A 26532-nucleotide genomic window follows, 5' to 3' on the forward strand; every position below is an offset into this window, starting at 1 on the left:
GCTCGGTGACCCGGGTGCTGCACATCACGGAGGCCTACAACGCCGGTGTCGGTCGAGCCATCGACTCCATCGCGCTGCTGACACCCGATCGCGAGCACCACCTGCTGTGGAGCGCTCGATCTGACGCGTCGCCGCTTCCCGACTTCGCTACCGCCACGCACCTGCCCGACGGGGTCGCCGCCCGAGTGCGGGCCGTGCGCGACAGCGTGCGACGGGTGAAGCCCGACGTGGTCCACGCTCACTCGAGTTGGGCGGGCGTCTACGCGCGCGTCCGCCCGCTCGACGTGCCGGTCGTCTATCAACCGCACTGCTACAAGTTCGACGACCCCTCGACGGCATCGATCGTGCGGCGTGCGTACCGCGCTGCGGAACGGCTGCTCGCCGCGCGATCAGACAGCGTCGTCGTGCTGTCAGCGCACGAGGCTCGACTCGCGCTCTCGCTCGACCGCCGTGTCAGAGTGCACGTCCTCACGAACGCGCCGACCGTTGCGGTGGCGCCCGCTCGCGCGCGCGTCGGCGACGAGGTCGTCATGGTGGGTCGGCTCAGCGCCCAGAAAGACCCCGAGCACTTCGCCCGCGTCGCGAAACTCGTCAATCGGCTGAGGCCGGGAACGCCGTTCACATGGATCGGATCCGGGCCGACGAGCTCGCGCGACCGGCTTGAGAGCGCCGGGGTTCGAGTGACGGGTTGGCTCGACGGCGACCGCCTGGTCGACCACCTCGACCGGGCCGCGGTCTACTACCACTCCGCCCGCTACGAGGGCTTTCCGCTCAGCGTGCTCGACGCCGCCGCGCGACGAGTGCCCGTGATCGCGCGGCGCATTCCCGCGTTCGACGGCACACCACTGCGGGTCGTCGACGACGAGGCTGCGGCCGCGCGCGCGCTCGTCGCCGTGCTGGATGACGAGGTCGAGCGCCTCCAGACGGCGCGCGCGACGGACGCCCTCCATGAATCCATGAGCATCGCCGCGCACGTCGAATCGTTGAACACCCTGTACGACCGCTACACGAGAGAACACGCCACGCGATGAGCGACCACGCACTCCGAGTGCACTTTCCCGAACGAATCGTCGAGCGACACGTCGGCGGCAACACGACCTACGCGCGGCAACTGCGTGACGGACTGCGGCGCCGCGGTGTCGAGACCGGGCTCATCCCGAGCGGGAAGCACCCCGCGACGACGGCACTCGCCGAGACGATGTACGGCCTCCGCCGTCATCCCGGGGCGGTCCTGCACTACTCGGCCGACACGGGGCCGCTGCTGCCGACGCGAGGCGCGTCGGTCGTGACGGTGCACGGTGTGGCGAGTCGGTGGATCTCGGTGGCACGTTCGCCGCTGCAGGAGAAGCTCTGGCGTGCTCGCGTCGCGCGAGCCATCCGCTCGACGCAGCGCGTCATCACGGTGTCGACCTCCGCCGCCGACGACGTCGCGGCCGTCTTCGACATCGACCCGGCGCGAATCACGACGATTCCGCACGGCATGGATGTCGACCACTTCAGCGCGCCGACCGACCTCTCGCCCGAGCTGCGCGCGATCGTGCCGGCCGAGTACGTGCTCTACCTGGGCAACATCGAGCCGCGCAAGAACCTCGTCGAGCTCGTCAGGGCGTTCTCCCGGCCCGAGCTCGCCCGCACGGGGATCACCCTCGTCATCGCGGGCAAGCCCGCCTGGAACTTCGACGAGGCCATGGCCGCGATCGCGTCGGCGCCGAACGTCCTCCACCTCGGGTTCGTGAGCGACAGCGATCGCATCGCGCTCATGCAGGCTGCGCAGGCCTTCGTGTTCCCGAGTCTCTACGAGGGCTTCGGTCTCCCCGTTCTCGAAGCGCTCGCCGCGGGCACACCGGTTGTCGCATCGCGTCGCGGGTCGCTGCGAGAGGTCGCCGGCCCTGCGCGCGAGATCGTCGATCTCGACGAGGCAGGGATCGCGAGCGCACTCGTCGACGCACTCGGCGACGCGGCGTGGCGGGCGGTGGCGCCCGTCGACGGCCCGGCCTGGGCGCGCCGATTCGCGTGGGATGACAGCGTCGAGCGACATCTCTCGGTGTATCGAGCGGTGAGCGCCCGATGAACGTCCTGATCCTCCACGGCTACAGCGCCTCGAACGCGGGCGACGGGCTGCTCGTCGTCGAGACGATCGGCCTCATCCGTGAGGCGCTCGGAGCCGACACGCGCTTCACCCTCGCCGCGGGTCACCCCGAGACCTTCGCGGATCTCGACGCCACCGTGGTCGACTCGAGCCTCGTGCCGCACCTGCCGCGGGCACCCATGAGGAAGGTACTGCGAGAGATCGACTCCTTCGATCTCGTCGTCGGTGTCGGCGGCGGCTATCTGCGCGCCGGGCGGCCGCGGGAGGCTCTCGTCGCCGTGCTCGCTCACGGGTACCAGTTGCGTGCGGCTGCGCGCCGCATCGGACCGGTCGTGTATTTGCCGCAGAGCATCGGGCCATTCCGTGTGCCGGGCAGTTCCTGGTTCTTCCGCCGGTACCTCGCGCGCGTCGATGAAGTTCACCTCCGCGACCCGCGGAGCATCGCCGAGGTCGATCTGCCGAACACGACCCGCACGCCCGACCTCGCGCTCCTCACGCGGGAGTTCGTCGAGAGGGCGCCCGGCCTTCCCGATCCCGTTCCCGTTCTCACCGTTCGCCCCGTCCACGGTCAGGTCTCCGCCGGAGTCATCGAACTACGACGAGCGCTCGGAACGGTCGACGGCTACGTGCAGAGCACGGGCGCCGGCAACGACGACGTGCGGGCGATGGCGTCGCTCTCACCGCGCCGCACGCTGTCGCGCGACGAGTACCTCTCGCCCGAGGGCCCGCGCCGCGTCGTCGTCGCCGTGCGATTGCACGCGGCGATCATGGCGATCAACGCGGGCCACCGCGTCATCCACCTCTCCTACGAACGGAAGGGCTTCGGCGCCTTCGACGATCTCGGCATCGGGCAGTACGTGCACAACGTCAATTCGTTCGATGTCGCGACCGTGCGCGATCAGGTCGACGAGCTCCTCACCTCCGAGTCGGCGGGCGCGCAGTACGACGCCGCCATCGCGGCCGGACGTGTGCGGGCGACGCGCGCGCGCCATACTCTCGTGCAGAGCCTTCGCGAACACGCGCGGCTCGGATCCGAATCCATGGAGCTGCCCTCATGAGCGTCGACACCCTCGACATCTTCGTCAGCGGTCACGGGCAGCGTGACAACCTGGGTGACTCGGGCCTTCGCCGCGGCCTGCTGCGCACGTTGCGCCGCGCCGGACGACTGCACGTGCTCGTCGACGACAGCCATCGAAGTTACGAGTCGGGGTTGCAGCTCGAGCCCGACGACGTCGTCTACCGGTCGCGCAAGCGATGGGGTGCGGAGTTGCGCAGCCTCACGACCACCGGACGGACGGCCTACGGGGCGAACGCGGGCGAGCTCGTCGCGTCGCCCGGCACCGTCGCGCGTCTCGAGACGGAGGATCGTCGTTTCATCCGTGACGGGCTGCGTCGCGGCGGACTCTTCCTCCACCTCGGTTACGGTCTGCGCAACCCGGCGAGCCCCTGGGCTCGCGTACTCGGCCAGCGCCTGTCGATGGGTTCGCTCGTCACGTGGCGGGATGACGCGAGCTGCACCGCCGCGGGAGTCGGCACCGTCGTGCCCGACTGGGCCTTCGGCGAAGGGCAGTCGAGCGAGCAGTTGCGCGCCAGGGCGGCATCCCCCCGCGACATCGTCGCCCTCTCGCTCCGGTGCGACCGCCCCGCGCCCTCCGATCGGTGGATCGAGAACGTACGCGCGTTCGCGCATGCGCAGGGCGCTGAGGTCGTGGCGGTTCCCCAGGTCGCGCGCGATCGAGAAGCGGCCTTCGATGTGGCGAGGCGGCTGGAGGGGCGGGTGCTCGACTGGCCCGGTGTCTCGCATGCCGAGTACGAAGAGCTCGTCCGCGGTCTGTACACCCGCAGTATCGCGGTTCTCGGCGACCGGCTGCATGCGCTCGTCTTCGGTGCGACCGAGGGCGCGGTGCCCGTCGTCTTCGGCACGGCTCCCGACGCGAAGATCGGCCGCACCCTCACCGCCGCGGGCCTCACGGGATTCGCGGTCGACGACCCCGAGGCGGGCGACGCCCCCGAGCGGTTGCAGCGACTCGTCGATCGACGACACGAACTGCCCGACCACCTCGACGTCGCCCGGTCGGCCATCGCCGACCTGGGCGAGCGAGTGGTGCGTGCAGCGGAACGGCGGGCAGGATGACGGCCCGACCGATGGAACAGCGGGTGAGCGTGCTCCTCGCACTCCGACCGCCCGACGGCACGACGCGATATGTCGATCAGCTGGTGACCGACCTGCCGGTCGACATCGACGTCGACTTCTTCTCGTGGCGCGCGGTCTTCCGTCACCGGTACGACATCCTCCACCTGCACTGGCCCGAGAAGCTCTATCGCAGCCCGCGGAGGCTGCTTCGGCTTCCGAAGCTCGCCCTGACATGGTCGGCGCTCACCCTCGCACGACGGCGCGGCACGAGGATTGTGCGGACCGTGCACAACGTTCGTCCGCACGAGACCGACGGCGTGCTCGGCCGTGCCCTCGCCCGGTCCATCGATCGCACCACCGACCTCTTCATCACCCTGAACCCGCACACCCCGGTGCCAGCCGGGGCAGAGCGGATCGTGATTCCCCACGCCGACTATGTGGAGCGGTTCGCCGACATCGATCGAACCGACGCCGTCGACGGTCGGATTCTGCTCTTCGGCCACCTCCGTCTGTATAAAGGAGTCGCGCAGCTTCTCGAGGCGTTCGGGGCGATCGCCGCCGACGACCTGTCACTGAGGTTCGTCGGCAAACCGTTCGAAGCCTCGGTCGCCGAGCAGATCACCGAGGCCGAGACGCGCGATGCGCGCATCTCGCACCGGTACGGCTTCCTTCCCGATGCGGAACTCGTCGACGAGATCAGTCGCGCATCGCTCGTCGTGCTGCCCTACGCCCAGATGCACAACTCGGGCGCGCTCTTCGTGGCTCTCTCGCTCGGCAAGCCCGTGCTCGCTCCGAGAAGCGATGTGAACGAGTCGATCCGAGCCGAGGTCGGTGACGCGTGGCTGTCGCTCTACGACGGGCCGCTCACCGAAGGCCGTCTGGCCGACGCGGCCCGCGCGTCGGGTGCCCTGCGCGACGAGCCGCACGCCCCCTTCGTCGGGCGCGACTGGTCGACCATCGGGCATCTGCACGCCGAGGCGTACCGACGTGTCGCCGGCGTCGCCCCTGTGCTCGCGGGGCGTGACGGTGGCTAGATCTCTCGGATCGAGTGCCGCCCGAGGCGTCGTCGTCACCCTCGCCGGGCAGGGCTCGCGCGTCGTGATCCAACTCGTCGGCGTCATCGTCCTCGCGCGCATCCTGGCCCCGGCGGACTTCGGCCTTCTGGCCATGGTCATCGTGGTCGTCGGCTTCGGGGAACTCCTGCGTGACTTCGGCTTGTCGTCGGCGGCGATCCAGTCGCGTGAGCTGACGACGCCGCAGCGCGCGAACCTCTTCTGGATCAACACGGTTCTCGGAGCCGTCCTGACGGTCATCCTGTTCCTCACTGCGCCGCTGATCGCAGACTTCTACGGGCACGCCGAGCTCGAACTCATCGCGCAGGCGCTGGCGCCCGTGTTCCTGATCAATGGTCTGTCGACGCAGTTCCGCGCCCATCTCACACGCGACCTGCTGTTCGGCAGACTGGCCGTGTCGGATGTCGTCGCGCAGGCCGCCGCCCTCGCCATCGCTCTCGTCGCCGCCCTCGCCGGTGCGGGCTACGGGGCACTCGTGCTGCAACAGCTCGCTCAGGCCGTCATCGCGCTCGTCCTGCTCGTGATCGTCACGCCCTGGTGGCCGGGGCTGCCGCGTCGCACCGGCGGAATGTCACCCCTGCTGCGATTCGGGGGCGCCCTCTTCGGGTCTCAGATCGTCACCTACATCAGTCGCAACGTCGACACTCTGGTCATCAGCCTGCGGTTCGGTCCGAGCGCGCTCGGCGCGTACGACCGCGCCTTCCAGATGCTCATGATGCCGCTCAACCAGCTCAACGCACCCGCGACACGTGTGGCGCTGCCCGTGCTCTCGCGCCTGCGCGACGATCCGCGACGCTTCACCGAGTTCCTGCTGACCGCGCAGACCATCCTGCTGATCCCCGTCGTCGCGATCTTCTCCTTCGCCGCTGCGACCGGCCCCGCTCTCGTCGCGCTCCTGCTCGGACCGCAGTGGGAGCAGACCGGCGTCCTCTTCCAGATCCTCGCCATCGGCGGGGTGTTCCAAGCCGCGAACTACGCGACCTACTGGGTCTTCCTTGCTCGAGGCAAGGCCGGCTCGCTGCTGCGCTATTCGCTCGTGAGCCGGCCGGTCTTCATCGTGATCGTGCTCCTCGGCGCGATCGGCGATCTCTACACGCTCGCCGGTGCCTACGCCGCCGGTCTTGCGTACCTGTGGATCTTCGGACTCGTCTGGTCGGCGCGATCGGCCGGGGCTCCGGCCAGGCGTATGGCGTGGAACGGCGTGCGGACGATCCTCGCCTACGGGTTCGCCGGCGTCATCACGTGGGGGGCCGGCGAGCTGTACTTCAGCGGTCTACCGCTCGGTCTGAACCTCGTCGCGTCGTTCGCGGTGATGGTCGTTGCGAGCGCGGGCATCGCCTTCTCGATCCCGCGCCTGCGTCGAGATCTTCTCGCGCTCCTGCGCGTACCGGCGCTGGTCAGGGGCCGAGGCGGCGGTGCGGCGACGGTCGATGCCGAGACGGCGGGTGTCGAATGACCGAACTCATCGCAGCTGCCCTGCTCATCGTCGGGCTCACCCTCCTCGGCACACTCGGCCTGACGCGTACCCTCTTCATCGGTGTGCTCCTCGCGATGGCCGTGCTCCCGCGGGTCATCATCGAGGTCATCCCGCCCGAGTGGGAGCACTCGGGCATCGCCGATGGCGGCATCGTCGTCACGACGTATGGACTCGCTCTCGTCCTGTGTCTCCTGCTTCCCTCGCCGAACAACCCGCTCAGTCGCTTTCAGCTGCCCCATATCGCCGCGCTGGTGCTGATGCTCGTGCTCTTCCTCGGCGAATGGGTGCCGACCGTCGAACGCTGGTCGGGATTCCTGCACATCGCCCTGGCCTGCCTCGCGTGGGCGGTGGGGTCGGCGCTGTCGACGGCTCTCTCGAGCCTCGACCGCCACGAGCGGGTGCTGGCGATCGTCGTCACCGCCATCATCCTCATCCAGGCCGCGGCCGCAGCCCTGCAGCTCGCCGGCCTGCGTGATGTCGGCAGCGTGCTCACGGGGGCGATCGACCTCACGCGCATCAACGGAACGCTGGGCCACCCCGGCACCCTCGGCAAGGTGCTCTTCTTGCTCGTCGTGCTGCTGCTGCCGGCGACACGATCGCGTGATCTGCTGACCCGGCGTATCTCCTGGGTCGGGATCGTGACGGCCATCGTGCTCATCGGACTGTCGTTCGGTCGAGCCAACTTCGCGGCGATCGCGGTGCTGATCGGCCTGTGGGCTCTGTTGAGCCCGGGGCGCAGGGTGGCTCGCAGGGTGGGCATCCTCGCCCTTCTCGCTCTCGCCGCCCTCCCGTTCATTGGGCTCCTCCTTCTTCGTTTCGAGGTCGACCCGAGTGGCGGCCGGAGACCCCTCCTGCTTCAGGCGGCACTGAATCAGATCGCCGCCACCCCGGTCTTCGGCATCGGACCGAACTCGTACGTCAGCACGGTGTCGCAGGTCGATCCGTATACGACGCTCGGTCTGCCCGTGCACAACTCGTTCCTGCTCGCTCTCGCCGAGCTCGGCATCGTGGGCGTCATCCTCGTGCTGTTCCCGCTTCTCGCGCTCATCCTCCGATCCGCCTCCGCGCTCCTCCGTCGCGACTCGACCCCCGCTGCGGTCGCGGTCGTGGCCGCCGTGCCCGGGATCGTCATCATCGGAGTGACCGGATGGGGTCTCCTGGCCGACAGCGGTTTCATGCTCGTGATGTTCGTTTTCGCCTTCCTGTCGGCACGCATCGTGCGCACGCCGCTCGATGCGCCCGACCCCGATCTCGCCGTCGGATCGCATGTGCCCGGCGTGCCCGCACGAAAGGTGTTCGCTCGTGGCTGAGGTCGATGTTCGAGGGGTGAGCGTCGTGCACTGGAACCCGCAGCGCGCCGTGACCCGATTCGGAGTGCGCATCGGGCGGCGGCCGGTCGACAACTTCGGCGACCTGATCGGGCCGTTCCTCGTCGATCGCCTCGTCGATCGGCAGGCGCGCGCCACGCGATCCGGGCTGCGACTTCTCACCGTCGGCTCGATCATGCGTCTGGCCGAGCCGGGCGATTCGGTGTGGGGAACCGGCGTCAACGGCAAGTCGCTCGGGGCCGACGTCGCTTTCGGCCCGGGTGAACTCGACGTTCGCGCCGTCCGCGGCCCGCTCACTCAGCAGTTCCTCGAGCGTCGAGGGGTCGCAGCCCCCTCGGTGTTCGGCGACCCCGGGCTCCTCGTCGCCGATCTTTTCGATCGTGACGAGATACGTGAGCGTCGGGGAATCGCGGATGTCACGATCGTTCCCAACCTGCACGACTTCGCGCATACTCGTCGCTCGCATCGAGAAGCCCTCGACCCGCGCAGCCCGCTCGTCGAGTGCATCGAACGCATCGCGTCGAGCCGACTCGTCGTCGGTTCATCGCTGCACGGCATCGTCGTCGCGGAGGCCTTCGGCATACCCGCTCGTCTCGTCCAGCCGGGCACGGAGCCCTCGTTCAAGTACGACGACTACTACCGGGGGACGGGACGCGACGGGTACACGCCCGCCGCGGATGTCGCGCAGGCGGTTGCGCTCGGCGGAGAGCCGCCTCTCGAGTGGGACCCGGCGCCGCTGCGTGCGGCCTTCCCGCACGACCTCTGGCAGCCGGAGGTCACGCGATGAGCGCGAAGACGATTCGCGTCGACGTCGGCGGTGAGCACGAGACCCCGACGGATGACGGTCGCGCGCCGGCCGTCTCGGTGATCATTCCCGTCTTCAACGCGTTAGGTCACCTCGAGAGCTGCATCGCCGGTCTTCAGTCGCTTCTTCCGGTCGACGGCGGCTTCGAGGTCATCATCGTCGACGACGGCTCACGCGACGGTAGCGGCGAAGTGCTGTCGACGCTCAACACGACGCTCGACCTCACCGTGTTGCTGCTCAGTGCGAACGTCGGTGCCGCCGAGGCACGCAATGTCGCCATCCGTCATGCGCGGGGCGAGTACCTGTGGATGGTCGATGCCGACGACCGCTGGCCCGCGCACGCGCTGCGATCGCTCCACGATGCGGCGCGCGCACACGACGCCGATGTCGTCATCGCTCAGGCGCAACGGCTCATCGTGGCATCCGGCGAGCGCGTACCCGTCTCGGCGCCGCGACCCGGTGCCGAGTTCGATCGGCAGGGCGCGCTCGCCGCGGTGCTTCGAGGAGAGATTCGCGGGCACCTCTGGAACAAGCTCTTCCGCCGGTCGGTCGTCGGCCAATCGCCCTTCCCCCGTCTGCGATCGAAGTCCGACTACTTCGCCGTCATCGACATCGCGGCTCGGTCGGATCGCTCGGTCACGATCACCGACTCGGTCTACGAGTACGTGTACCAAGCAGGGTCGATCTCGAACAGCTCGATCGCCACACCACTCGATCTCTTCGCCTGCTACGACCGAGCGATGGCCGCGATCGACGACTTCGGCCGCGAGGAGTTTCCACCGGTCGATGTCGTGCGCTTCGGCTACTTCTCGATCGCCCAGATCGCGCTCGCCGAGACCTGGCGCTTCGGTGACCGAGCCGTCGGCGCTGACGAGGTGCGTGCTCGCGTGCGGCGACTCATCACCGTGCGCGGCATCGCCACGCTCGTGGCCCACCGGCGGCTGCGTGAGGCAGCACTCGCGGCCGCGATGCGCTTCGCCCCCGGCATCCTTCGCCGCGTCTTTCTCGCGCAGCGCTCGCACCGGTGGTGAGGGTCAGTCCTTCACCCCGAACAACCCGTCGCCGTGCTTCTTCAAGACCTCGTAGGCGTCGGCGTAGTTCTCGGGCAGCGGTGCATTCGGTTCGTACTTCGCCAGAAGGATGCCGATGAGGCCGAGCGCCGGGGGAGTGAGCGGCCGGGTCTTGTCCTTCTCCTTGTCAGAGCGCGGGTCGGCGTCGGGGTTCGGCGGAACGTAGGCCGGCGTCACCGTCGGCCACGTCGCGGGCTGACGCGGCGTCGTGAGGTTCACCGCATTGAAGATGCCTGTTGCGCCGGCATCCCTTTCGGTGAGCGGCTCGAGGCCGTGCAGCTGAGCGATCGTCTTCGCGAGCGACCCGTGGTGCATCTCGTCGTTGATGACGGTGCCGGCCTTCGTGTAGGCCGAGACGACGATCGTCGGCACGCGGATGCCGAGGCGGTCGAACGTGAATCCCATCTCACCGGCCTCCGGCTTGCCCGACGGGGGAGTGGCCTTCGGCGGTGCGACGTGGTCGTAGATGCCGCCGTGCTCGTCGAACGTCACGAGCAGCACGGTGTTCATGGCGTTCGAACCCGTGGTCGACGCCCCGTTCCTCACCGCCGTGTACACCTCGCCGAGCAGTTGCTCGCCGGCGCGCATGTCGGAGAATGCCGAGACGTGCTCGGGCACCTCTTCTTCGGCCGTCTTCGAGCCGGCCTTCGCCACCGGCGGGTGCATGTCGTTGTGGTCGAAGACCATGCGCGGTTCGACGAAGGCATAGTCGGGAAGGTTGCCGTTCGCGGCATCCTCATGGAACTGCTCCATGCTGCGGAAGTTCGTCTTCCAGTACTTCTCGATGGAGGGCGCGCTGAGAAGCCCGGTCAACGAGACGACCTGCTGGGCGTCGTAGTAGACCCGCCACGACTTGCCCGCGTCTTCGAGGCGCGTGAACACCGTCGGCACGGCCGGGGCATTGAGCCACTTCTGCGTGCCGCCGTTCTCGGAGTTCGTGACGAAACCGTGCGAGGTGCTCGCGTGGAAGAAGGAGCGGTTGCAGAACGTCTGCGAGGGAACGGCGGCATACCAGTGGTCGTAGACGCCGAAGCTCGTGGCGAGCGTCGACAGAACGGGCAGCATCGGCGGCGAGAAGCCGCCCATGACGACCGCGTACTCCTCGGGTGTCGGAGCGCGACCGCGCGTGTGCGTCGAGTTGACGATGTAGTCCTTCACGAACCCGTCCATCGTCGGCTTCGTCGTGTCCTTCGGCAGATTCCACGGCGCCTGGAGCGCGTTGTTCAGGTCGCTGTTGCTCTCGGGGTCGATCGTGCCGAAGAGCTGAGTGTTGACGTGCGGGTAGAACTCGCCCGGGTCGGGGTCGGGCTGCGCCATGATGAGGTCGGTCGGGCCGGTGTAGATGTGCGCGGCGACCGATTCGCCCGATGCGCCGGGGTTCGAGTACTGGCCCTGGTGGAGCCCGTCGAACGTCTGACCGGCGGGAACCGCGCCCTCCGCGTAGAGCCAGCCGAGCATGTGGTCGAACGAACGGTTCTCGAACATGATCACGACGACGTGATCGAAACCGGGCTCGTCGCGCTTCTTCAAGGGCGTGAAGTTGAGTTCGTCCTGCTGATTGGCGATCGCTGCCACGCCGCCCACCGCTGCGCCACCGACGGCGAGGCCGGCGAGCCCGAAACCGGCCGCTCGCATGAAATCGCGGCGCGATGACGCCGACTTCCGTTCGGTCGACGGGCGATCGCCCGGGCCATCTGTCGACATCTGCTCCCCCTCGTCGAGACCGCGCGAACCCGCCTCTGCGTGCGCGATGCGTTCGATGATATTGCGCCCGGATGCCCCGCGACAGATGCACCGCGTGCGACATCACGCCGAGCTCATCTGTTCTAATGGACCCCATGCCTGAGAGCCCCACGACAGACAGCCGTGCGTCGCGACGGCACTCTCGAACGGTGAAGAGGCGCACCCGCCGTATCTGGGCCTGGTCGATCGCCGGAGCTCTCGTGCTCATCGTCGGTTCGTTCGCCTGGGTCGGCGTGCGCGGCTTCCTCGCCACCCACGAGCTGCAAGCGGCCATGCCGCTCGCGACGAGCATGAAGAAGCATCTGCTCGCTCAAGAGAGTGAAGCGGCGGTGGATGACGGTGAGAAGCTCGCCGCGCACGCCGCAGAGGCGGCCGCGCTGACCGGTGACCCCGTCTGGCGCGTCGTCGAGCTCATCCCAGGTCTCGGGCCGAATCTCACCGTGGTGCGTGAGCTCGCGGCATCCGTCGACGACGTCGCCTCGGGAGCGGTCGTACCGCTCGCCGAGCTGTCGTCGACCATTGAACTGAATGACTTCGCGCCCGCAGGCGGGCGGGTTGACCTGCAGCCCATGATCGACGCGGGGCCGAGCGTCTCGGCGGCTGCCGACACCCTGGCTGCGGCGACCGAGCGCGTGCGCGCCGTCGCGGGCGAGCCCGTCGTCGGCCCTCTCGCCGACGCGCGTAGCGAACTCACCGATCTTCTCGTCGAGACGTCGGCCACCCTCGATGCGCTCGACAACGCCGTCGAGCTCGTGCCCGCCATGCTCGGCGTCGACGGGCCGCGTAACTACGTGCTGCTGTTCCAGAACAACGCCGAACTGCGCTCGACCGGCGGCATCGCCGGCGCCCTCGCACTCATCCACACCGATCAGGGAGGGTTCGGCCTCGCGCAGCAGGCGAGTTCTCAAGACTTCCCGCGCTTCGATCCGCCGGTCGTCGACCTGCCGATCGACACGCTCGCGCTCTACGGCGACAACACGGCGCGCTGGATTCAAGACGTGAACTTCACGCCGCAGTTCCCCCTCGCCGCCTCCATCGCCCGCGAGATGTGGCGGCTGCAGTTCGGCCTCGAGGCCGACGGTGTGATCGCGACCGACCCGGTGATGCTGAGTTACCTGCTCGAGGCGACGGGCCCGGTCGAACTGCCGACGGGCGACGTGCTCACGAGCGAGAACGCGGTGCAGCTGCTGCTGCTCGAGGCGTACCAGCGCTACTCTGATCCCGCCGACCAGGACGCCTTCTTCGCAGCTGCCGCCTCGAGCGTCTTCAACGCCCTGGCATCAGGATCGGTCGAACCCTCGAAGCTCATCCAGGCTCTCATCACGGGTGGTGAAGAACATCGCATCCTCATCTGGAACGCGCGGGAGGACGAGCAGAGCGTGCTCGCCGACACGACGCTCGCGGGTGACCTGCCGGACTCGACGGCGACGGCTGAAGCCTTCGGCGTGTACTTCAATGACGCAACGGGTTCGAAGATGGACAACTTCCTCGATGTGACCCTCGACGCCGGATCTGTGACATGTCGTAATGATGGGCGACCGAATTTCGAGCTGCACGTCACACTCACGAACACCGCGCCCGGGGACGCCGCGACCTCGCTGCCGGGGTACATCACGGGTGGTGGAAACTTCGGAACAGCACCGGGAAACATCAAGACGACCGTCGCCGTCTACGGCTATCCGGGCTCGTTCAACCTCGGAGTTCGCAGTAACGGCGCGGAAGCTCCGTACCACCCGGCCGTCGAGGCCGATTACACCCTGAGCAAGGTCACGGTCGAGCTCGCGCCCGGAGAGTCTCAGAAATTCGAGTTCGGATTCCTCGGAAACGACCCGAAACGAACCGGAATCGACACTTTTGTGACGCCAATGATTAATCCGCTTGTTACAGGGCAACTGGATATCGACTGTGAAAGTGCCCTATTCTGAGGGGACTCGCACGGTGAAGTGATCGGGCAAAACCACCGCGCCAATTGAGGGGAAATCACATTATGAAGAAGAAGCTTGCTGCGCTGTTCATTGCAGTCGCTGCGTTCGTTGCAATTCCGGCGCTCGGCGCCAACGCCGCCGGCTACGCCGGCCAGGGTCCGACGGTCACCGCTTCGGTGGGCGACACGGCCAACCTGACGTTCACGGGTCTCCCTGACGGTCCCAGCACCGCCACGGCCCCTGACGCCGTCACCCTGTCGATCCTGAAGGCGGGCACGGCTTCCAAGCCGGTCGTCAACGGATCGGTCACCTACACCGCTCAGGCCAGCACGCCGGGCACCTACACGATCACCGTCACGGCTGGCGGCGTCACCGCTGTCGGTTCGTTCACGGTCGTCGCTTCCGACTCGGCCAACCCCGGTGGCGGACTCGCCGGAACCGGCTTCGACGTTCCCGTCGTCGTCATCTGGGCCGCTGCGGGAGCACTGCTCCTCGGTGTCGCACTCGTCGTCGTGACGACGTTCGTGCGTCGCAACAAGGCTGGCGCGTAACACTCGCCCGCTTCACCGTTCAGAACGCCCCGAGCTTCGGCTCGGGGCGTTCTGCCGTTAACGCGTCATCCGTCAGACCCCCGGCTAGTGAGGGTGGGGCAGCGGGATTGCGCCACTATGCGCCCATTGCGCCAGCCGGACTGGCGCAAATGCGCACAAGCTGGTGCAAGGGCAGTAAGCGCGACGCCCGCACACGACGAAGCCCTCCACCCGCGAACGGGAGGAGGGCTTCGTGTGACTCGGGGTCAGGCGCGGCCGAGGCCTCGGTACTCCCAGCCGGCGGCGCGCCAGGCGGCGGGGTCGTACGAGTTGCGGCCGTCGATGACGCGCTTGCCGGCGACGATCTCACCGGTCGCGACGGGGTCGAGGCCGCGGAACTCGGGCCACTCCGTCACCAGCACGACGAGGTCGGCGTCGCGGAGGGTCTCGTCGAGGCTCGCGTTGTAGTCGAGCTGCGGGTGACGTGCACGGGCGTTCTCGATGCCTTCGGGGTCGGTCGCGACGACGCGCGCTCCGAGGCCCTTGAGACGCACGGCGACGTCGAGCGCCGGCGAGTCGCGAACGTCATCGGAGTGCGGCTTGAAGGCGACACCGAGCACGGCGATCTTGCGGTCGTTGACCGACCCGCCGAGCGCGTCGATGGCGAGATCGACGACACGGTCGCGACGACGCAGGTTGATCGAGTCGACCTCCTTGAGGAAGGCGACCGACTCGCCCTTGCCGAGCTCTTCCGCGCGAGCGGTGAAGGCACGGATGTCCTTCGGCAGGCATCCACCGCCGAAGCCGACGCCGGCGCCGAGGAAACGGCGGCCGATGCGTGCGTCGTGTCCGATCGCGTCGGCGAGCTGGGTGACGTCGGCGCCCGTGACCTCGGCGATCTCGGCCATGGCGTTGATGAACGAGATCTTGGTCGCGAGGAACGCGTTGGCGGCGACCTTGACGAGCTCGGCGGTCGCGTAGTCGGTGACGATGCGCGGCGTGCCTGCCTCGAGGGCGACGCGGTAGACCTGGTCGAGAACCTCGACGGCGTGGTCGTCGCGCACGCCGTAGACGAGGCGGTCGGGCTCGATCGTGTCTTTCACGGCGAAGCCCTCGCGCAGGAACTCGGGGTTCCACGCGAGCGACGCTCCGGTCGGCTCGACGAGTGCGGCGAGACGCTCGGCGGTGCCCACAGGCACGGTGCTCTTGCCGACGACGAGATCGCCCGGGTTGAGGTGGGGGAGCAGGGCCTCGACGGCCGCATCGACGAAGCGGAGGTCGGCAGCGTGGCTACCCGGCTTCTGCGGCGTGCCCACGGCGACGAAGTGCACGGTGGCGCCCTTCGCGTCGGCGATGTCGGTGCTGAAGGTGAGGCGTCCGCTGGCGGTAGCCGTCGCGAGGATCTCGGGAAGGCCCGGCTCGAAGAACGGCGGCTCCGCAGCCTGAAGGCGTGCGATCTTCGACTCGTCGACGTCAATACCGATGACATCGAGGCCGAGTTCGGCCATCGCCGACGCGTGGACCGCGCCGAGGTAACCGCAACCGATCACAGAGATTCTCAAAATACTGCTCCAGAGCTAAGGATGACGGGTTCCCGCCCAGCGTATCGCGGCAGAGGGGGTCACCCTGCGGCCCTGCAACACACCGTTAACACGGCGACACCGGCCGGTCACGCCGGGTTCACGGTGGTCGGTGCGCCGCGGCGCGTGAGCACGCGAATGATCAGCGCGCCGATGATGCCGCCGAGCGTGTTGGCGACGACGTCGCTGACGGTCGACACCCGAGTAGGAATACTCAGTTGGATGAGTTCGATCGCGCAGCTCGAGAGGAAGGCGAGAGCCGCCGTCATCCCGAATCGCCGGCGCGAGCGCGGTATCGACAGTGCGACGAGGATGCCGAAGGGCACGAACAACGCGATGTTCGCCGAGAACTCGAGCACCGGGTACGCGACGTCGAAGGGCACTCCGAACGCACCCGCCCAGCCCGCGACGATGTCGACCAGGCCGATGACTCGCCCCGCGGTCCGTGCCGGCATGAAGACGATCCAGGCGAGCGCGATGAGATAGACGGCAAGCAGGACGCGCGCGGGGAGCGCGCGCCGCCGGGTGGTGCATGTCGATGTCAGGGTTACCTCCTCGGTCGCATCCTTCGACCCTACGGGCCACGAACCGGGCGCCTCCCGACCACCCCCATCCGGGGGCTGCGTGCGGGGATGCTATCCGCGTAGAATGCGAGCGTCTGTTACCCGAATGCAGACGCTTACCCGAACCCCGGAGGCTCCCGTGCTCCGCAAGTCTTGTGCTGCGCTCATTTTGGCTGCCGCTTTTGTGGCCGCCCCGACTATCGCGTCCGCGGAGGAGTACCCACCCACTCCTCCTCCCGCGAACCCGTCGCTCGCAGGTTCCGCTGTCACCAGCGTCTGCGACGGCAACGTTCCCTACATCACCTACGAGATCGCCCTCACGGATCCCGACTCGCAGTCGACGAGCAACACCGCCACGCTCATCCTGAGCGACGGCACGAACACCGAATCGATCGTGCTCGGCGACCTCGTGAACGGCCAGCTCTCGGGCACGATCCTGTGGCCCGGCGCGTCCGTCGACGCGAACGGCGAGCCGAGTGGCTGGCCGGGCTGGACCAAGGTCGGCGGCCAGTGGGTGCAGACGAGTGGCAACTTCGGTTGGACTCGTAACCTCACGAGTGCGACGATCGAGGTCAACCCCGACCTCGTCGTGCCGCTGAGCTACCCCGACGCGACGCCCGACTGCGCAACGGCACCTCCCGGTGTCACGACGGCCAGTGTCGAGACGCCCGGGCTCGTATCGACGGGAGTGAGCGCGCTCACCCTGCCGATCGGCCTCGGTGCCCTCGGTCTGGTGGCCGTCGGCGGTGTCGTGATGCTGTCGCGCCGCTACTCTCGGCGCTGAACATGGACCGGGCTGATGCCCGGTCGTCGAAGCGATCCCGGCGACGTCTCGTCGTCGGGACCGTTTCGGTGACCCTGGGGCTGCTTCTTGCGTGCGTGGCGTGGGTCGGCGTTCGCGCCTGGCTCGCGAAGGGCGAGCTCGAGGCGGCCGTTCCCTGGGCGATGGCCGTGCAGTCGGCCATCGGTGAGGCGAACCCGGATGCCGCCCTCGACGCGTCGACCCGACTGGTCGATCGCACCGAGAGCGCTGTCGCCCTGACAGGCGATCCGATCTGGCGCGCCGCCGAGGTCGTGCCCGTCGTGGGTGCGAACCTCGCGGCCGTGCGCGTTCTCTCCGAAGAACTCCACGCCGTCTCCTCGGGAGCGATCGAGCCTCTCGCCGAACTCGCCGGTTCGCTCGAGTCGTCGTCCTTCCGCCCTGTCGGCGGTGCCATCGATCTCGAGCCGCTGCGTGAGGCCGCACCGGTGGCGAAGGATGCCGCGCGGGTGGTCAGCGCGTCATCCGTTCGCGTCGATCAGATCGATCGCGCTTCGCTCATCGGACCCGTCGCCGACGCCGCCGATCGCTTGGGCAACGCCCTCGAGCAGGCCGATTCGCTCACCGATGCGCTCGCGAGCGCCACGCACCTCCTTCCGTCGATGCTCGGCCTCGACGGACCGCGCGACTACGTCATCCTGTTCCAGAACAATGCCGAGTTGCGCACGGCCGGCGGCATCCCCGGTGCTCTCGCGAAGATCCACGCGGAGGCCGGCGCGATCACCCTCGTCGACCAGGTGAGCACGAGCGCCTTCCCGCGCGGCGCCATGACGTCGCAGACGGTGCCCGCGAGCACTACCCAGATCTTCGGGACGACGGCCGGTCAGTTCATCCAGAACGTCACCATGGACCCGGACTTCTCGACGGCCGGTGCCCTCGCCGCCGAGTTCTGGACGGCGCAACGCGGCGGAACGGTCGATGGCGTCATCGCCGTCGACCCCGTCGGTATGAGCTACCTGCTCGCCGCGACGGGGCCGGTCACTCTCGCGAACGGCGACGAGTTGACGGCCGACAACGCCGTGCAGAACCTCCTCGTCGACGTCTACTCGCGCTTCCCCGGCGAGGCCGCGCAGGATGACTACTTCGCGTCGGCTTCGGGTGCGGTGTTCAGCGCTCTCACCAACGGCAACGCCGACGCGGGCTCGCTGCTCCGCGCTCTGGCGCGCGCCGGCGACGAACATCGCATCGCGCTGTGGAGCGCGCACGACGACGAGCAGGCGGTCCTTGCCTCGACGACGCTCGGAGGGCTCTTGTCGGCCCAGAAGCTCCTCGGTCCGGAGGGCTACGGCGTGTACCTCAACGACACGACCGGCGCGAAGATGGATGCCTACCTCGACGTCTCCGTCGGGCAGACGGCGACGGTCGAGCGCGAGGACGGTCGAGCGGATGTCGCGATCGAGGTCACCCTCACGAGCACCGCTCCCGCCGACGCGGCAGCGCTACTGCCCGAGCGGGTGACGGCCGCGGGCTACTACGGCGTTCCCGCGGGGAGCATCGGAACGAACATCACCGTCTACGCGCCCGATGGTGCGTTCGACGGCGGAGTGACCCGCGACGGAGCATCCGTCGGCTACGCGAGCGTGCCCCTCGGCACGCAGGTGGTGAACACCGCGCCCGTGGTTCTCGCCCCGGGCGAATCGGTCACGCTCACCTTCCACTTCATCTCGGCGTCGCCCGGAGAGGTCGACCCTGTGATCGTCACGACCCCGCTCATGACGGGGCTCGGCGCCGCATAGGTCACGCGCGGCCGGAGGCGCATGCGGCAGGATGGAGTCATGACGCACACCGAAATCGTGGTCGGAGTCAATCGGAGCGCCGCGGCGCTCGGCAGCGTGGAGTGGGCGGCGAGACGTGCCGCGCGCACCGGAGCGCGATTGCGTGTCGTGCACGTCATCGATGAAGCCATTCGGGCGACCGACAACGCCGAGCTCCTCCTCGCCGCTCAGAGCCACGGTCAGCGCATCCTCGACGAAGCTCTCGACGTCGTGCGCCGGGTCGCGCCGGATGTCGCGGTCGAGGCGTCTCTCGAGCAGGGCGACACCGTGCACGTGTTCGGTGACCTCGCCGAGTCGGCGGCGCTCCTCGTGATCGGCAGCGATGCCGAGGGCTCCGACGGGCGCCGCACGACCGAGCACGAGTCGCCGAAGCGCTCGCGCGGCGTACGGGGAATCCGTCTCGCCGCAGCGAGTGCCGTGCCCGTCGCCGTCATCCCCTCGGTCGACGTCTCGGATCGCAACCGCATCGTCGTCGGCGTCGACGAGTCGGAGCTCGGTGGGCGCGCCCTCGCCTTCGCGGTCGAGGAGGCCCGAGCGCTCGGCGCGACCCTCGTCGCCGTGCACGCCCTGCCGGTGCCGCCCGTCTCCGACTTCGGCCTCGGCAATCAGAGCCCGGCACTCATCGTCGACCCGATCGACTACGAGCACATCGGTCGCGCGGCCCTCGAACGCGCGCTCGACGGCATCGACCTCGACGGTCTCTCGGTCGACCACGTCGTCGTCGTCGACGAGCCGGCGTTCGCCATCGCCGACGCCGCTCGTGACGCCTCCCTCGTCGTGGTCGGCAGCCACGGTCGCACGGGAATCGCGCGCCTCCTGCTCGGTTCGGTGAGTCACGGAGTGCTCGCTCACCTCGAGGCGCCGACCGTCGTCGTGCGCTGAGCCGATGCCGCTCGACATCGACCAGTACGCGCTGCTCGCCGACAGTCGAACGGGCGCGCTCGTCGGTGCCGACGGCTCGATCGATTGGCTCTGCGTGCCGCGCTTCGACGCGGCATCCGTCTTCGGCGCGCTCCTCGGCGATGCCGATCACGGACGCTGGCTGCTCGCCCCCGTCGGCGATGCGCGGCTCGTCTCGCGCGCCTACGACGGCGACACCTTCACGCTCGAGACGGTGTGGGCGACGGATGACGGTGTCGCGCGCGTCACCGACGTCATGCCGGTCGGAGACGGCAGCCACGTCGTCCGCCGCATCGAGGGCGTCAGCGGGCGCGTCGTCATGCGCCACGAGCTGCGCGTGCGATTCGACTACGCCGAGGCGCTGCCGTGGGTGCGTCAAGGTGACGACGGCCTCGTCGCTGTCGCGGGCCCCGACGCGCTCGTCGTACGCGGTCTGCTGTGGCAGGCGGATGGCTTCTCGCACGAGGCGATCGTCTCCGTCACTGCGGGCGAACGCGTCGACACGGTGCTGTCGTGGTTCCCGTCGTATGCCGCGCCCCCGGCCACGCTCGATGTCGAGGCCGCGCTGCGCACCACGCGCGACTGGTGGGCCGACTGGGCGGCGGGATCGTCGTCGACGGGCCTCGTACGCCGTTCGCTGCTCGTGCTCCGCGCGCTGTCGAACATCGACACCGGAGGGATCGTCGCCGCCGCGACCACGAGCCTGCCGGAGGACTTCGGGGGTTCCCGCAACTGGGACTACCGGTTCGTCTGGTTACGCGATGCGGCACTCGCGATCGAGGAGCTGCTCGCCGCGGGCTTCACCGAAGAGGCCGCCGAATGGCGCGACTGGTTGATCCGTGCGGTGGCCGGTGACCCCGCCGACGTGCAGATCATGTACGGCGTCGCGGGGGAGCGTCGGCTCACCGAATGGGTCGCCGACTCGCTGCCGGGGTATCGGGGCTCCGCCCCCGTGCGCATCGGCAACGCGGCGTTCACCCAGACGCAGGTCGACGTGTTCGGTGAGGTCCTGCGCGCCCTCGGGCTCGCGCGCGACGCCGGACTCGTCGAGGACGACCTGTCGTGGCCCCTCGAGGTCGAGCTGCTCACCCATCTCGAGACGATCTGGCAGCAGCCCGACCGCGGCATCTGGGAGATCCGCGGCCCGGCACGCCACTTCGTGCACTCACGCGCCATGGCGTGGGCGGCGTTCGATGCCGGCATCCGGGGAATCGACAGCGGGCGGCGTGGGCCGCGCGCTCGCTGGGCACTCGTGCGCGACGCGATCCGTGCGTCGATCCTCGCCGACGGGGTCGCCCCGGGCGGCTGGTTCCGGCAGCACGACGAGACCGACGAGGTCGACGCCTCGTTGCTCGTGTTGCCCATGATCGGTTTCTGCGCTGCCGACGACCCGATCATGCTCGCGACGGTCGAGCGCATCGAGCAGACCCTCGTCGTCGACGGACTCGTGCGCCGCTACCGCACCGAATCGGGCGTCGACGGGGTCGAGGGCGGCGAGAACGCGTTCCTCGCGTGTTCGTTCTGGCTCGTGCAGCAGTACGCGCGGAGTGGACGAGCGGATGACGCCCAGCAGCTCTTCGACCGGCTCTCCGCTCTCGCGAACGATGTCGGGCTCCTCGCGGAGCAGTACGACTCCGGCGCGGGGCGCGCTGCCGGCAATGTTCCCCAGGCGCTCAGTCACCTGACGCTCGTCGCCGCGGCGCGGGCGCTCGCGTCCTGACCCGCCCCTGCGAGTTGCCGCGAATGCCCCGTCGCGGGCGCCCCACACGGTGCATTCGTGGCAACTCGCAGTGCGCCCGGGAATGACGAAAGCCCCCATCAGAAGATGAGGGCTTGCGTCGGGGTGACAGGATTTGAACCTGCGACCTCGTCGTCCCGAACGACGCGCGCTACCAAGCTGCGCCACACCCCGGAGCCACATGGGCCTCCACAAGGATAGCCGATAAACGGCGACCCTTCGACCAAGCCGACTAGCTCGCGACGAGGGTGATGAGGCTCGCCTCGGGCGGGCAGGCGAAGCGCACCGGAGCGTAGATCGACGTGCCGAGGCCCGCCGAGACGTTGAGGTACGCGGCGCGCAGACCGTGGGTCCAGACCGAGAGGCCCTTCGCCTGGCGACGGGGGATGTCGCAGTTGGTGACGAGCGCGCCGTAGCCGGGCAGGCAGACCTGGCCGCCGTGGGTGTGACCGCCGAAGATCACCTGAGCGCCGTGGTTGACGAACGAGTTGAGCACGCGCTGGTACGGAGCGTGCGTCACACCGATCGTGAGCGTCGGGCGCGGCTCGGCTGCATCGGGGCCGTCGGGCCACGACTCGTCGCCGAGGGGGTCCGAAGCCCGGAGGTCGTCGATCGCGCCGGTGATGAGCTCGAGGCGGTCGAGGTGCTTGTGGGCGTCATCCACCCCGAAGAACTCGAGGTGGGTGCCCTCGATGTCGAGCGCTCCCGCCGCGTTGTTGAGGTCGATCCACCCGAGCGAACGGTAGAAGTCGAGGAGCTCTTCCGTGTCGAGTCGCTTCGCCGTGGCGTGCGGCTTCGAGGGGCCTGCGAAGTACAGGAACGGGTTCTTCGGCGTCGGGCCGAAGTAGTCGTTCGAGCCGTTCACGAATACCCCGGGGATGCCGCGGAAGCGACCGAGCGCGTTCGCGACACCATCGATGCCGCGCTCGTGCCCGAGCATGTCGCCCGTCCCGACGATGAGGTCGGGCTTCAGGTCGGCGAGGGAACGGATCCACTGCTGCTTCGACCGCTGCCAGGGCGCCATGTGCAGGTCGGACAGGTGGAGGATGCGGATCGGGGTCGACCCGGGCGGCAGGACGGCGATCGTTTCGCGCCGCAGGGTCCACCGCGTGCGCTCGACGAGCGTGCCGTACGCGAGCGTCGCGAGAGCGGCGACGCCGGCCACCGTTGCGATTCGGCCGAGCGCGCCGCCCCCGGAGGAGTGCGTCATCCGTCGTTGCCCTGGTTGCCGTTGCCGTTCCCATTGCCGCCGCCACCGACCGTGAGCGTCACGACGGTGCCGGGAGCCACGGGGGTTCCTGCGGCGGGGCTCATCGCGGTCACGTTGCCGTTGCCGTTGCCTGTCACCGAGAACCCGGCCGCCGTCAGCGTCGCCGTCGCCTGTTGCAGGCTCTGGCCCACGACGTTCGGCAGCACCTTGAGCTTGCCGTTACTCGTGAAGACCGTGACCACCGAGCCACGACCGGCCTGGCCGGAGGGCTCGCTCGCCATGACCTGACCGACGGGGAGGTCGGAGTCGCGCTGACCGCCGTCGGCGAACTGGAAGCCGGCCTCTTCGAGAGCCTGACGCGCCTGGTCGAGGGTCAGACCCGCGAGGTTCGGCAGATCGACGAGCACCTGGCGGAACGCGCTCGAGGGAGCGTCGGGGAAGGCGTCTCCGCCGTACTTCTGGTCGGCGACCGACATGATCGCGGGCCACATGCGGTGACGGGCCGTCGCGGCCGCACCGCTGTCGAAGCTCAGGTCACGGAGGTTCGCCTCACCGGTCACGTTGCCGACCCAGACGGCGGTCGCGACGCGCGTGGACGAACCGATCATCCAGGTGTCCTTCGCGCCGTCAGTGGTACCCGTCTTACCGATGTGGGGAACGCCGGAGCCGGTGTTCGACGCCGTCGCGGTTCCGCCGCCGGAGAAGACCTGCTCCATGGCGTAGTCCATCGCGTGCGCGACCTCGGGGGCCACCGCCTGCGAGCACGTCGACTTCGGTGCAGCGATCTCTTCACCGTCGGGGCCGACGATGCGGTCGATCGGGATGGGCGTGCAGGTCGTGCCGTTGTTGGCGATACCGGCGAAGGCCGTCGCCATGCTGAGCGGCGCGACTTCCTGCGTGCCGAGCACGTCGGAGGGAGCGAACTCGCCCTCGGGGTTCGAGACGGGCTTGCCGAGCTCGTTGCCGTCGGCGCGCTTCACGCCGAACGCCTCAGCCGTGTTCTTGATGCCGCAGAGCTGCACCTGGCTGGCCATCTGCATGTAGCTCGAGTTGACCGACCACTTGGTGGCGTCGACGGCGTTGTTCGCGATGCGGCCGTCGTCGTTGCGCGGGTTGAAGCCGCCGCCGACGACATAGGTGCCGCCGCTGCACGCGCCGGGGAAGTTGCTGATCGACTTGCGCGAACCGTTGAACGACTCGAGCAGCGAGTGACCCTCGTTGAGCCACTCGGCGAGCGTGAAGACCTTGAACGTCGATCCGGGCTGGAAGCCCATCGATCCGCCGTAGTCGAAGTCGGTGCTGTAGTTGATGGCCGAGAAGCCTCGGTCGGCGTTCAGCACCTCGGAGTCCTGCGAGTAGTTCTTGTTCTGCGTCATCGCGAGCACGCGGCCCGTGCCGACCTCGACCGAGACGGCGACCGCGCCGACGTCGAAGCGACCGTCGACGAACGGAACGTTCTCGCGCATCGTGCGGTCGGCGGCATCCTGCAGGTTCAGGTCGATCGTCGTGTAGATGTCGAGTCCGCCCTGCTGCAGCAGACGCACACCCTCGTTGATCTCGGTCTCGGGGTCATCCATCTGGTTCTTGATGACCCACGTCACGTAGTCGCAGAAGTAGCCCGATGCGCCGGCCGTCTGGCATCCGGTGCTCGAGGGGTGGATGCTCGGCTCGACGGGGGTCGCGACGGCCTCGTCGCGCTGGGCTTGCGTGATCTTGCCGTACTCCAGCATGCGATCGAGGATGTAGTCGCGACGATCCTTGTTGCGGAGGTAGGGGACGACTTCACCCTTCGAGTTCACCGAGTTGACGCCGTTGCGCTCGCTGTCGGGCTGGTCGAGACGCAGGTTGTCGGGATTGTTGACGATCGCGAGGAGACTCGTCGCCTGCGTGAGGTTCAGTTCGCTCGCGTTGACGCCGTAGTAGTACTGCGCGGCGGCTTGGATGCCGTAGACACGGCCACCGAAGCCGGCGATGTTCAGGTAGCCGAGGAGGATCTCGTCCTTCGAGTACTGCTTCTCGAGAGCGATCGCGTAGCGGATCTCCTTGAGCTTGCGCTCGGGTGTCGTCTCGGTGGCCGCCTCGTACGCGGCCTCCTGCTCTTCCTCGGTCGTCGCCTGCGAGACGCCGTTGTTGATGAGCACGTTCTTCACGTACTGCTGGGTGATCGACGATCCACCCTGCACGTCGTTGCCCGAGAGCGTGACGAGTGCACCACGGATCGTTCCCGCGAGGTCGACGCCGCCGTGCTCGTAGAAGCGCGGGTCCTCCGCCGCGATCGCGGCGTCCTTCACCGTCTGGCTGACGGCATCCCACGGCACCTCTTCGCGGTCCTGGTCGTAGAACGAGGCGAGCGCGAGCTGCGAGCCGTCGACCGGGTTGGTGGCCCAGATGGTCGACTTCTGAGCGAGGTCGTCGATGGCGAGGTAGTCAGGGAGGTTCTCAAACATCGAGATGCTGCTGTTGGCTGCGATGCCGGTCACAGCGAGCGCGGGCGTGACCGCGACGGTCACCAGCACACCGGCGGCGGCGCTAAGGCCGACCACACCGAGCAGGCCGCCGACGGCGCCGCTCATCGTTCGTTTTTGGGCAGACATATAGTGGAGCTTAAGCGCAAACCCTGTTAAACCGCTCGAATGAGGTCAGCCATGCCCACGTGGGAGTACATCACCACCCCCCTCCTGATCCACAACACCGCAGCGATCCTCAACAACTGGGGCAAGCAGGGCTGGGAGCTCGTTCAGATCGTGCAGAACGAGCAGGGCGGTCTCGTCGCCTACCTCAAGCGCCCCGTGGGTGACGCCTCCGGAGCCGACGCCGCCGCTCGCGGCACCGCAGCAGCAGCCCAGGCTGCCAAGCAGTTCAAAGGAGAATGATGTCTCGCATCCACGACCGACTCGCTGAGCTCGGCATCGAACTGCCCGCCGTCGCCGCGCCCGTCGCCGCGTACGTGCCCGCCGTCATCTCGGGCTCGCTCGTCTACACGTCGGGCCAGCTGCCCTTCGTCGACGGCGCTCTGCCCGCGACCGGAAAGGTCGGAGCGGCCGTCACCGCCGACGACGCCAAGTCGTACGCGCGCCTCAGCATCCTGAACGCCCTCGCCGCCGTCGAGTCGGTGATCGGCTCGCTCGACCGCGTCACCCAGATCGTCAAGGTCACGGGCTTCGTCGCCTCCGACCCCGCGTTCACCGGTCAGCCGGGCGTCATCAACGGAGCCTCCGAGCTCCTCGGCGAGATCTTCGGCGACGCGGGCGTGCACTCGCGCTCCGCCGTCGGCGTCGCCGTGCTGCCCCTCGACGCCCCCGTCGAGATCGAGATCGTCGTCGCCTTCGCGTAGAGCCGAGCGGATGACGCGAGCCCGCGTCATCCGTCTTCCGTCGGCCGCGCCCTCGTCATCGGCATCCTCACCATCGGGCCGGCCCGCGCGCTGTCCGCACCCGCGAAACCCTGTCCACCCACCCCTCCGCGTTTGTAGGGGATCTAGACGTATGTAGGCGCCGAGTCGCTTGTGGCGCCTACATTCCGCACGATCCCCTACAGTGACATCCCTCCACAGGGGCGCGCCCACCGCACGATCCCCCAGATGTCGCCGCCGTCGAACCCGTATCGAGCCGGCGGCGCGATGGTGGGTGGATGCCGTCGATCACCATTCCCGAGTTCGGAGCCGTTCATCGTTCGCGGCTGCACGCTCAGGGAGTACGCCCGTCCGAACTGACACGAGCGCTCGAGACCGGCGCGCTTCGCCGCGTGCGGCGCGACTGGTTCGTCTCTCCGC

General features: G+C 68.5%; 22 protein-coding genes and 1 tRNA gene. 17 read left to right on the plus strand and 6 right to left on the minus strand.

Going from position 1 to position 26532, the window contains the following annotated elements; all coding sequences use genetic code 11:
* Positions 1-14 precede the first annotated feature (14 nt).
* From BJ972_RS15310 to BJ972_RS15350, 9 genes are read left to right on the plus strand one after another with little or no spacing between them, the layout of a single operon-like run.
* Entirely contained in the window at positions 15-1031 is a 1017-nt protein-coding gene (locus BJ972_RS15310) for a glycosyltransferase family 4 protein (protein ID WP_129175421.1), read from the plus strand.
* Positions 1028-2071 carry a glycosyltransferase family 4 protein gene (locus BJ972_RS15315; RefSeq protein WP_129175423.1) on the plus strand — a complete coding sequence of 348 codons (1044 nt, stop codon included), beginning with the start codon at positions 1028-1030 and terminating at the stop codon, positions 2069-2071. The genes BJ972_RS15310 and BJ972_RS15315 overlap by 4 nt, the downstream gene beginning before the upstream one ends.
* Positions 2068-3147: a polysaccharide pyruvyl transferase family protein gene (locus BJ972_RS15320; protein ID WP_129175425.1), complete on the plus strand. Its 1080-nt coding sequence runs from the start codon at positions 2068-2070 to the stop codon at positions 3145-3147. The genes BJ972_RS15315 and BJ972_RS15320 overlap by 4 nt, the downstream gene beginning before the upstream one ends.
* Positions 3144-4223 carry a hypothetical protein gene (locus tag BJ972_RS15325; protein ID WP_129175427.1) on the plus strand — a complete coding sequence of 360 codons (1080 nt, stop codon included), beginning with the start codon at positions 3144-3146 and terminating at the stop codon, positions 4221-4223. The genes BJ972_RS15320 and BJ972_RS15325 overlap by 4 nt, the downstream gene beginning before the upstream one ends.
* Positions 4220-5257 (plus strand): glycosyltransferase, encoded by a 1038-nt coding sequence (locus tag BJ972_RS15330; protein WP_129175429.1) that lies wholly within the window; start codon positions 4220-4222, stop codon positions 5255-5257. The genes BJ972_RS15325 and BJ972_RS15330 overlap by 4 nt, the downstream gene beginning before the upstream one ends.
* Positions 5250-6752, plus strand: a complete 1503-nt coding sequence (locus BJ972_RS15335) for a lipopolysaccharide biosynthesis protein (RefSeq protein ID WP_206736518.1) — start codon at positions 5250-5252, stop codon at positions 6750-6752. The genes BJ972_RS15330 and BJ972_RS15335 overlap by 8 nt, the downstream gene beginning before the upstream one ends.
* A complete protein-coding gene (locus BJ972_RS15340; RefSeq protein ID WP_129175433.1) occupies positions 6749-8083 on the plus strand; it encodes an O-antigen ligase family protein in 1335 nt (444 codons plus the stop codon). Before BJ972_RS15335 ends, BJ972_RS15340 begins: the two co-directional genes overlap by 4 nt.
* On the plus strand, positions 8076-8888 hold the full coding sequence (locus BJ972_RS15345; RefSeq protein ID WP_241830827.1) for a polysaccharide pyruvyl transferase family protein: 813 nt from the start codon (positions 8076-8078) through the stop codon (positions 8886-8888). Before BJ972_RS15340 ends, BJ972_RS15345 begins: the two co-directional genes overlap by 8 nt.
* Positions 8885-9937, plus strand: a complete 1053-nt coding sequence (locus tag BJ972_RS15350; protein WP_129175436.1) for a glycosyltransferase family 2 protein — start codon at positions 8885-8887, stop codon at positions 9935-9937. The genes BJ972_RS15345 and BJ972_RS15350 overlap by 4 nt, the downstream gene beginning before the upstream one ends.
* A gap of 3 nt (positions 9938-9940) precedes the next feature.
* On the opposite strand, the gene BJ972_RS15355 is transcribed toward BJ972_RS15350, so the two are convergent.
* Positions 9941-11680, minus strand: a complete 1740-nt coding sequence (locus tag BJ972_RS15355; protein WP_129175437.1) for an alkaline phosphatase family protein — start codon at positions 11678-11680, stop codon at positions 9941-9943.
* Between the two features lie 188 nt (positions 11681-11868).
* Here BJ972_RS15355 and BJ972_RS15360 point away from each other — a divergent pair, with 188 nt between their 5' ends.
* Positions 11869-13644, plus strand: a complete 1776-nt coding sequence (locus BJ972_RS15360) for a DUF4012 domain-containing protein (protein WP_164989944.1) — start codon at positions 11869-11871, stop codon at positions 13642-13644.
* A gap of 62 nt (positions 13645-13706) precedes the next feature.
* Entirely contained in the window at positions 13707-14195 is a 489-nt protein-coding gene (locus BJ972_RS15365; protein ID WP_129175441.1) for a hypothetical protein, read from the plus strand.
* Between the two features lie 245 nt (positions 14196-14440).
* On the opposite strand, the gene BJ972_RS15370 is transcribed toward BJ972_RS15365, so the two are convergent.
* Complete coding sequence (locus BJ972_RS15370; RefSeq protein ID WP_129175443.1) at positions 14441-15736, minus strand: UDP-glucose dehydrogenase family protein; 1296 nt, start codon at positions 15734-15736, stop codon at positions 14441-14443.
* A 107-nt stretch (positions 15737-15843) separates the two neighbouring features.
* Positions 15844-16299 (minus strand): VanZ family protein, encoded by a 456-nt coding sequence (locus tag BJ972_RS15375; protein ID WP_306457508.1) that lies wholly within the window; start codon positions 16297-16299, stop codon positions 15844-15846.
* Between the two features lie 202 nt (positions 16300-16501).
* On the opposite strand from BJ972_RS15375, the gene BJ972_RS15380 reads away from it, so the two are divergent.
* The 4 genes from BJ972_RS15380 to BJ972_RS15395 are packed head-to-tail and all read left to right on the plus strand — an operon-like array spanning position 16502 to position 21532.
* Positions 16502-17101 (plus strand): cell wall protein, encoded by a 600-nt coding sequence (locus tag BJ972_RS15380; RefSeq protein ID WP_129175447.1) that lies wholly within the window; start codon positions 16502-16504, stop codon positions 17099-17101.
* A gap of 2 nt (positions 17102-17103) precedes the next feature.
* Complete coding sequence (locus BJ972_RS15385) at positions 17104-18873, plus strand: DUF4012 domain-containing protein (protein ID WP_129175449.1); 1770 nt, start codon at positions 17104-17106, stop codon at positions 18871-18873.
* A gap of 39 nt (positions 18874-18912) precedes the next feature.
* On the plus strand, positions 18913-19794 hold the full coding sequence (locus BJ972_RS15390; RefSeq protein WP_164989946.1) for a universal stress protein: 882 nt from the start codon (positions 18913-18915) through the stop codon (positions 19792-19794).
* Between the two features lie 4 nt (positions 19795-19798).
* Positions 19799-21532 carry a glycoside hydrolase family 15 protein gene (locus BJ972_RS15395; protein ID WP_129175453.1) on the plus strand — a complete coding sequence of 578 codons (1734 nt, stop codon included), beginning with the start codon at positions 19799-19801 and terminating at the stop codon, positions 21530-21532.
* 118 nt (positions 21533-21650) lie between these two features.
* On the opposite strand, the gene BJ972_RS15400 is transcribed toward BJ972_RS15395, so the two are convergent.
* The 3 genes from BJ972_RS15400 to BJ972_RS15410 all read right to left on the minus strand — a co-directional run bounded on the left by BJ972_RS15400 (position 21651) and on the right by BJ972_RS15410 (position 25333).
* Positions 21651-21724 (minus strand) — tRNA-Pro (locus BJ972_RS15400).
* A 58-nt stretch (positions 21725-21782) separates the two neighbouring features.
* The gene (locus BJ972_RS15405; RefSeq protein ID WP_129175455.1) at positions 21783-22760 is read right to left on the minus strand and encodes a metallophosphoesterase; all 978 of its coding nucleotides are present in this window, start codon (positions 22758-22760) and stop codon (positions 21783-21785) included.
* Positions 22757-25333, minus strand: a complete 2577-nt coding sequence (locus tag BJ972_RS15410; protein ID WP_241830828.1) for a transglycosylase domain-containing protein — start codon at positions 25331-25333, stop codon at positions 22757-22759. The genes BJ972_RS15405 and BJ972_RS15410 overlap by 4 nt, the downstream gene beginning before the upstream one ends.
* A 72-nt stretch (positions 25334-25405) precedes the next feature.
* Here BJ972_RS15410 and sp36 point away from each other — a divergent pair, with 72 nt between their 5' ends.
* Positions 25406-25633, plus strand: coding sequence for a Sp36 family protein (gene sp36 / locus BJ972_RS15415; RefSeq protein ID WP_129175459.1), 228 nt, complete (start codon positions 25406-25408; stop codon positions 25631-25633).
* Positions 25633-26094 carry a RidA family protein gene (locus BJ972_RS15420; protein WP_129175461.1) on the plus strand — a complete coding sequence of 154 codons (462 nt, stop codon included), beginning with the start codon at positions 25633-25635 and terminating at the stop codon, positions 26092-26094. Before sp36 ends, BJ972_RS15420 begins: the two co-directional genes overlap by 1 nt.
* Positions 26095-26532: the final 438 nt, after the last annotated feature.

Origin of the sequence: Agromyces atrinae (assembly GCF_013407835.1) — a bacterium.
GTDB classification, from domain to species: Bacteria; Actinomycetota; Actinomycetes; order Actinomycetales; family Microbacteriaceae; genus Agromyces; species Agromyces atrinae.